The following is a 6,823-nucleotide window of genomic DNA, read 5'->3' on the forward strand; positions in this document are numbered from 1 at the left end:
CGGTTCCGCTGGCGGGTGGAACGGAGTGCGGGCCTCCGCGTTGGGCGATAGGCTGCGCAGGACATAAGCCGGCCCCGGCACATCTTTGGTCGTGGACCGAAGCGAACGCGGCCGGGCAACACGGCGAGGCACAGGGGATCGAATGTCGACATCGCAACTCGTGGTACAGCACCTGCCGTACCTGCGCCGCTACGCGCGCGCGCTGACGGGGAGCCAAGTGGCGGGTGACGCGTATGTCGCCGCCACCCTGGAGACCCTCGTCAATGAGCCGGACACGCTGGGCCGGAGCACCAACATCAAGGCTGACCTGTTCCGCGTGTTCACGCGGATCTGGAATTCGCTGTCGGTGAACGGCCGCAGCGAGCAGGTTCAGCATGATCTACCGGCGGAGGTTCGCCTCGGCCAGATCACGCCGCTGCCGCGCCAGGCGTTCCTGCTTTCCTGCCTCGAAGGGTTTTCCGAGGAGGATGCGGCCATTATCCTGGGCGTCGATGTGTCGGAGGTCCGCGACCTCGTTGACGAGGCCGGCCGCGAGCTCGCCGCCGATATGGCGACCGAGATCCTCATCATCGAGGACGAGCCGCTGATCGCCATGGATCTTGAGGCTCTGGTCGAGGGCCTCGGCCACAACGTCATCGGTGTGGCCCGTACGCGGACCGAGGCGATCAAGATCGCCGGTGAGGGTAAGCGCCCCGGCCTGATCCTGGCCGACATCCAGCTCGCCGACGGTTCGTCGGGCCTCGACGCGGTCAACGACCTGCTGAAGACCTTCGAGGTGCCGGTCATCTTCATCACCGCCTATCCGGAGCGCTTCCTCACGGGCGAGCGGCCGGAGCCGGCCTTCCTCATCGCCAAGCCGTTCCAGCCGGCCAACGTCTCCGCGGTGATCAGCCAGGCGCTGTTCTTCCAGCAAACGGCCCGGCGGCGCGAGGCCAAGACAGCCTGAAACCATACGCGGGGGGGCGGCTCGCAACAGCCGCCGCCCCCTCGTTCAAGGCGGTTATAACCCCGGCGCGAGCCGGGGTTTTTTTTGGTCTGCGCGTAGGAGGCGCACAAAAAAACGGGCCGGAGATGGCTCCAGCCCGTCGAAGAGGTTCCGGCCGATGCACAAGGGGAATGCGGGGAGGACCAGATGGCCGGGTGTTCTTAGAACGACCGCCGTCCCGCGAGGTTCCAAACAGTGCACTTTCTCGACGACAGTTGCGCAAGAGACACAGGGGACGGTTGTGGATAGCACCGGTGCGCCGCCGCACCAACAGCCACGCCACGTTCGAATACTCAGCCTCTCAAGACGCGCCGTAGTTTAGGAACCAGTGATTGCAGAGCGCGTTGAGTGAATATCCTGTCAAGCTCTCGCAATGAGGTCGGGGCAATGCTGCGGTCTGGTTTCATTCTGGGCGTGAGTGCTCCTGCCGCCCTCCTGACCGTGCTGGTCCAGCCGGTGGTGCGCGAGACGGCCGACAACTGGGTGCCACTGGTCCCGACGGCGCAAGTGGCTCCGGGCCCGCTGCCCGGCATGCGGCCGGTGTCGCTGGCGATCAGCCCAACGCGGGTCGCGGGGGTTCAGAAATCTGAAGGGCGCATCACTCCAGTCGCGGGTGAGGCGCAGGATCTCACCATCAAGCCGATCCTCAAGCAACCGGCGCGCCGGCTTGTCCGGGAAGGCTGCGAGACTGCGCTCAGCTCCCTCGTTGGACCCGAGGCCCGTCGCATGACTCCCGGCCGCTGCATTTCATAACAGCGCGTTGCCGCAGCAAACGCTGGTTCGGCGCAACCAGACCTCGCAACACGACATCCGAATCCTGCCCGACTCCGCGGCGATCGGATATTTCTCCCCGTTTGGATCTACTGTCGATTCAACGACAAAGGGCCCCGCCGATGAGGTGGGGCCCTTTGTCGTGCCTTACAACCAAGCCTGACAGTGACGGAGGGCTACAAAAACGGCGCCGGTCTCGAGGACGCGGCGCCGCTACGCGAAACGCTTGTGGGTTGGCCTCACTCGGTGCGGCCGGTACCCGTCGACTGACCACCCTTGCGTCCGGCGGACGAGGCAAGTTCGCGATCCTGGGAGAATGAGCGTTTCTCAGCCGGCACGCTGCGTCCGCCCTTGCTGGCGATCTCGCGCTGCCGCTCCAAGTCCATCGAGGCAAAGCCCCGCTTCGAGGTCGAATTTCCGGATGCCATCAGTTCCTCCTCAGGCTTCGCTTCACCTCGCAACAACCTTCAGCAATAACCAAGGTTCCTGTGCTCAGACCTGGCCAAGCTTCACAACAGTGAAGCTTGGCGGCAACCGGGATCTAATCCGCAGCGTTGGTTGCGGAACGACCTGGATCATGGCCGGTGCCGCTCCGGGAAGGATGCCGCGGAGGCATGGCGACTTGGTCCGGGGATCCCGGCACGCCGTGTCTCATCGCGTGGGTTGGAAAAGGAATTCTGCGTCCATGACGAACCGCAACATGGTGAAAGAGGCTGTTGATGGCGCCCCAGCGCCGCAGCCGAACACGCCGCCGCTGCCGCCGATGCCCGCTCCGGAGGATTCGCCGACGCCGACGACCCGTGCGGAACCGATCGATTCGCCGCACCTGAACGCAAGCCCCAAGCGTGAGGCGCCCCGGCCGGGCGAGCAGGGATTGTCGACGAAGCGCTGAGCCGCGATGGACTCAGGCGACCCGCCTCCGCGCGAGACGGGTCAGCCCGGCGATCAGGAGTCCGATTGCCAGAATGGTCGCGATGCCGGCAATCGTCAGGATGCGCTGGACCAGAGGCGTATAAATTCCGCGGGCGGCGTCGTAGCCGTAGCAGAGCAGGGCCAGACGGTCCCCCAAGCTCCCGACGCGGCCCTCGCCGGCCTCGGTGAGGGCGAGACGGAGGTCCCGTCCGGTCAGCGCAAGTGGGGAGAGCACCTGGGCCACCCGTCCGTCGCCGGCGAGCAGCATGGCGGCGGCCGGATGGGCGAAGCTGTCTGTTCCGGCATCGTAGACCGCCGTGTAGCCGAGTGAAGCGGTGAGCCGGGCCAACGCTGCATCCGAGATGATCAGCGCCTGGGGCCGTACGGAAGCGGCGTGGTCCCCGAGCGTCTCCGTCATCATGCGGCGTGCAGCCGCGGCATCGTCGCGGGGATCGATGCCGACCAATACCAATGCGTAGTCCCCCGGGGCAAGGCCGGTCGCCGCCAGGGCATCCGCCGACATCGCCACCATGGGGTCGCAGACGTTGCCGCAGGTATAATCCACCGGTAGCAGCAGGGCGGCCCGGCCTGCCAAGGCCTGCCCCAGGGTCGTCGCCCGCCCGGTGGTCGCATCCGTAGCGGGGAGTTCGAGGGGAACCCGCGCGCCGGGCGGAGGCACCACCGCGACGCGGGCGAGGTCGGCCTGGACCAGACGGGCGCAGGCCGGTTCGGCCGCGAGGGCGAGGCTGGCGGCCAGCAGGGCGCCAAGACTGTACCGTCGGGCGGGACTGGACAAGTGTTCGATGAACCGCATGGATGTGCAGGCCCGTCCGGCCCCGCCGTCCTGGGCCTCAGACCCGTCGCGGAGCCTTCCTATGACCCTCGACACCGAGGTTTCCTCCCTGAAGCAGGTGCCGCTGTTCCGCGAAGTGGAACCGGCACGCCTGAAGCTGCTGGCCTTCACCAGCGAGCGGGTCCATTTCGAGCCCGGGCAGCGCTTCTTTGCCCGCGGCGACGTCGCGGATGCAGCCTACGTGATCTTGAAGGGGAACGCCGAGGTCAGCATCGACGGTCCCGCCGGGCCGGTGCGGTTGGCGCTCCTCGGTCAGGATGCGCTGGTCGGCGAGATGGGCATCCTCGCTGAGCAGCCCCGATCCGCGACCGTGACGGCCGAATCCGCCGTAACGGCGCTGCGCATCGACCGCGGCGTCTTCCTCGAATTGCTAGCCCAATTCCCCCAGATCAGCATCGCCCTCATGCGTGTTCTGGCCCTGCGCCTGGAGCAAACCAACCAAGCCCTCGCCGAGAGCCGCGGCTGAACCGGCTCATGGCGTTGAATAGGTGATGAACTCCAGAAGAGATCCGTCCGGATCCCGGAAATAGACGCTGATGCCGGGCCCGGCTGCCCCGAACGTATCCACCGGGCCGAGTTCCACCGCCACGCCCCGCGCTTCGAGATGGGCCACCGCCTCCTCGATCGCCCCGGACCAGCGGAAGCAGAGGTCGCTGTTGCCGGGCATGACCGGCAAGGAGGCTACCTTGATCGGCTCGACGCCTGGACCGTGACAGTTGAGCTGCACGCCGCCGAACCGGTAGGCGTAGCCGTTGCCGCGCTCGACAACCTCGGCCCCCACCACGTCGCTGTAGAAAGCGTTCGACCGGTCCCAGTCGCTCACATGGATCACGCAGTGATCGAGATGGATCGCGGGGCTGAGCGATCCCGCGGGAAGGACCGTCGTCTCGGTCGGACGTGTCTCGGTTTCGGGCATTGTTCACTCCACGCGGGTATCGGCCGGGCCCGGCTGCCATTCTGAATTAGGGCGCAACCGTGGCTGCGCGCACCGGTCGGGCGCGGGCGGCTGCGGCGGAAAAGCTACATCGTCCCCGGCGGCAACACGGTACGCATGTGTGGAGGATCGTACACCGCATGATGACACGTCTGACAAACGCGATGCGCCGCATGGCCTGGAGCAGGATCCGCGGGGTCCTGCTCGTCCTCACGGCGGCTGCGCCCATGGCTGCCTGTCAGACCCGTCCCATGCAGGTCGCACAGGATGACGACTCGGCCTGGTACATCGGCACCAAGGCCGACAAGCCCTTCGACATCCCGCTCGTCGATACGGAACGGCTCGACCCAAAATACCGCCGCCAGCAGGTCAGCTACAACGGGCCCGAGCAGCCCGGGACCATCGTCGTCGACATCGACAAGCGCCAGCTCCTGCTGGTGCAGGCGGACGGGACTGCCATGCAGTACGGCGTCGGTGTGGGGAAGGCCGGGTTCTCGTGGAAGGGCGAGGCGCGCGTCGGGCGCAAGGGCGTCTGGCCGGATTGGAGCCCGACCACCACCATGGTCTCCCTGAACCCCGATCTTCCGCGGCTGCGGAAGGGCGGCCTCGACAATCCGCTCGGCGCGCGGGCCCTGTACCTATATCAGGGCCATCGCGACATCCTGTTCCGGATCCACGGGACCAACGAGCCCTGGAGCATCGGCGAACAACTTTCGTCGGGCTGTGTCCGGATGCTCAACGAGGATATCGCCGATCTCTACGAGCGCGTGCCCGTGGGAACGCGCGTCCTCGTGAAGCGGAACGGCAAGTATCGGGTCTGATTCGGCAGAAGCGGGCTCTCAGCCCGCAGACGGAGGTGTGCCCGCGGGGACGACAGCCAGACGATCGAGCCTCCGCGGCGCCGGAGCGTCCTCATCCGGCCGTCCATCGGGGGCCATTCCATCGCTGGCCAGGACGGAGGCGGCCGTGAGTCCGAGCGGCCGAGGGGCTGTCCCGGAATGGTCCGGTCCCAGGGCGAGGGCCACTGCGGCGAGCAGCAGACCGCAGAGAGTCAGGGTACCCAGCAGGGTCTTCACGAACACCATGGCGACCAACGGCTGACCGATGGCTCCCGTTCCGGAAGCTGCCGGGCGAGACGCTCGAGCGTGGGTCACGGAACCCTGCCCGTGCCGGACTTTACGGATCCGGACGAGCGGCGAAGCTCACGGTCCCTGGTCGCTATAGATCTTCCGTCAATCATCTCGCACTTGCTCACACGGCTGGACTTCGTCCGGCCTACGGTGACGGATCAGGGCCGGCGAATGCCGAAGGGAAAAGGCATGATCTGCAGCCTTGCGAATCTTAATAGCGATATAGAGCACTGTTTGATATATAAAATTCGCCCGATTATAATGTAAACATAGATATTGTGGATTTTGCTCGACGGTACCACAGCGCCGATAGTGCCGAAAAAGTAAAAAATTGGCGCTTGGCCGCCCCTGGATCGGCCCGTTATTGATTCGGGGTGTCTAGTGTCTTTGATTATCTTCGGCCTACGACATCTACATTCACGCTCGGTCTAGCATCATAGATACCACGAAAGCTTATGCTTCCTACTTGTCAAACCAATTTTCAATCGCTAAAAGCAGCGCAATAACCAATTATTAACGTTCGCCATTGGGCTCGCCAAAGGAGCTGAGACCATGCTGACTCGCGCCGAGACCGCCGCGTCCGCCGACTTCGCTGCGGCGCACCGTAGGGCCGACGAGACCGACCTCGCCGAGCATGGCCCGGGCTACCGCGTCGGTCAGGTCGGCGCCGCCGCCGGGGCGGTGGGCGACCTCGTCCTGCCCCAGACGCCGTTCATCGCCCGCGGCCTTCGTCTGAACTGGGCAGCCAAACGTGCCCTCGACGTCACCGTCGCCGCCACGGCCCTGTTCCTGCTGCTGCCGCTCCTCCTGCTCATCCTCGTCCTGGTCTATGCCGGCGACGGCCACGCCCCGATCTTCCGCCACAGGCGCCTGGGCCGCGACGGGCGCAGCTTCGGCTGCCTCAAGTTCCGCTCCATGGTCCCGGACGGCGAGGCGGTGCTCGCCCGGCACCTGGCCGCCGACCCGCAGGCCCGGGCCGAATGGGCCGAGACGCACAAGCTCAGCAACGATCCGCGCATCACCGCGATCGGCCAGGTGCTACGCAAGACCTCGCTGGACGAGCTGCCCCAGCTGTGGAACGTCCTGCGCGGCGAGATGAGCCTGGTCGGCCCGCGCCCGATCGTCCCGGCCGAGGTCGCGCGCTACGGCCGGGCGTTTGCGACCTGCTTTGCGGTGCCGCCGGGGGTGACGGGGCTGTGGCAGGTCTCGGGCCGGTCGGACACGAGCTATGCCGAGCG

Annotated in this window: 9 protein-coding genes; 6 read left to right on the forward strand and 3 right to left on the reverse strand. The window is 66.2% G+C overall.

Going from position 1 to position 6,823, the window contains the following annotated elements; all coding sequences use genetic code 11:
- Window positions 1-142 precede the first annotated feature (142 nt).
- On the forward strand, window positions 143-946 hold the full coding sequence (locus BLQ49_RS20030) for a response regulator (protein WP_043349459.1): 804 nt from the start codon (window positions 143-145) through the stop codon (window positions 944-946).
- 387 nt (window positions 947-1,333) lie between these two features.
- Complete coding sequence (locus tag BLQ49_RS20035; RefSeq protein ID WP_244507690.1) at window positions 1,334-1,738, forward strand: hypothetical protein; 405 nt, start codon at window positions 1,334-1,336, stop codon at window positions 1,736-1,738.
- 257 nt (window positions 1,739-1,995) lie between these two features.
- Here BLQ49_RS20035 and BLQ49_RS20040 read toward each other — a convergent pair whose 3' ends face one another.
- Entirely contained in the window at window positions 1,996-2,184 is a 189-nt protein-coding gene (locus BLQ49_RS20040) for a con-10 family general stress protein (RefSeq protein WP_091718879.1), read from the reverse strand.
- 257 nt (window positions 2,185-2,441) lie between these two features.
- Here BLQ49_RS20040 and BLQ49_RS20045 point away from each other — a divergent pair, with 257 nt between their 5' ends.
- Window positions 2,442-2,648 (forward strand): hypothetical protein, encoded by a 207-nt coding sequence (locus tag BLQ49_RS20045; protein WP_091718881.1) that lies wholly within the window; start codon window positions 2,442-2,444, stop codon window positions 2,646-2,648.
- Window positions 2,649-2,660: 12 nt separating this feature from the next.
- Here BLQ49_RS20045 and BLQ49_RS20050 read toward each other — a convergent pair whose 3' ends face one another.
- Window positions 2,661-3,482 (reverse strand): thioredoxin domain-containing protein, encoded by an 822-nt coding sequence (locus BLQ49_RS20050; protein WP_091718883.1) that lies wholly within the window; start codon window positions 3,480-3,482, stop codon window positions 2,661-2,663.
- A 61-nt stretch (window positions 3,483-3,543) separates the two neighbouring features.
- Here BLQ49_RS20050 and BLQ49_RS20055 point away from each other — a divergent pair, with 61 nt between their 5' ends.
- Entirely contained in the window at window positions 3,544-3,987 is a 444-nt protein-coding gene (locus BLQ49_RS20055; protein ID WP_091718885.1) for a cyclic nucleotide-binding domain-containing protein, read from the forward strand.
- Between the two features lie 6 nt (window positions 3,988-3,993).
- Here the strand turns inward: BLQ49_RS20055 and BLQ49_RS20060 are convergent, their stop codons facing one another.
- Window positions 3,994-4,437, reverse strand: a complete 444-nt coding sequence (locus BLQ49_RS20060) for a VOC family protein (RefSeq protein ID WP_091718887.1) — start codon at window positions 4,435-4,437, stop codon at window positions 3,994-3,996.
- Between the two features lie 182 nt (window positions 4,438-4,619).
- On the opposite strand from BLQ49_RS20060, the gene BLQ49_RS20065 reads away from it, so the two are divergent.
- Together BLQ49_RS20065 and BLQ49_RS20070 are read left to right on the forward strand one after the other, a co-directional pair.
- Window positions 4,620-5,276 (forward strand): L,D-transpeptidase, encoded by a 657-nt coding sequence (locus BLQ49_RS20065; protein ID WP_244507694.1) that lies wholly within the window; start codon window positions 4,620-4,622, stop codon window positions 5,274-5,276.
- A gap of 861 nt (window positions 5,277-6,137) precedes the next feature.
- Window positions 6,138-6,823: sugar transferase (locus BLQ49_RS20070; RefSeq protein ID WP_091718892.1), on the forward strand; the 686-nt coding region annotated here is incomplete at its 3' end.

This window comes from Methylobacterium phyllostachyos (assembly GCF_900103445.1).
GTDB lineage: Bacteria > Pseudomonadota > Alphaproteobacteria > Rhizobiales > Beijerinckiaceae > Methylobacterium > Methylobacterium phyllostachyos.